Origin of the sequence: Rhodoplanes roseus (assembly GCF_003258865.1) — a bacterium.
In the GTDB taxonomy this organism is placed as follows: Bacteria; Pseudomonadota; Alphaproteobacteria; order Rhizobiales; family Xanthobacteraceae; genus Rhodoplanes; species Rhodoplanes roseus.
Window position 1 is genome coordinate 1 of the sequence record NZ_NPEX01000792.1, and the last position, 278, is coordinate 278.

1 protein-coding gene is annotated in these 278 nt (G+C 58.6%); it reads left to right on the forward strand.

Translation table 11 applies throughout. The features are described 5' to 3' along the window. Window positions 1-187: 4Fe-4S binding protein (locus tag CH341_RS32430; RefSeq protein ID WP_170149914.1), on the forward strand; the 187-nt coding region annotated here is incomplete at its 5' end. Window positions 188-278: the final 91 nt, after the last annotated feature.

Consider the following 278-nt stretch of genomic DNA (forward strand, 5'->3'; position numbering starts at 1 on the left):
ATGCATCTATTGCGGCTTCTGTCAGGAAGCCTGCCCGGTCGATGCCATCGTGGAGGGGCCGAACTTCGAGTTTTCCACGGAGACGCGCGAAGAACTCTACTACGATAAGGAGAGACTGCTCGAAAACGGTGACCGCTGGGAGCGTGAAATCGCTCGCAACATCGCTCTCGACGCGCCTTATCGGTAAATTGAGCCTGGCCCCGCTGGACGCTCCGGCGGGGCTTCGTTAAAGACTTTCAGCACCCGAAGCCCGGACCCATGATCCTGCAGCCGATCTT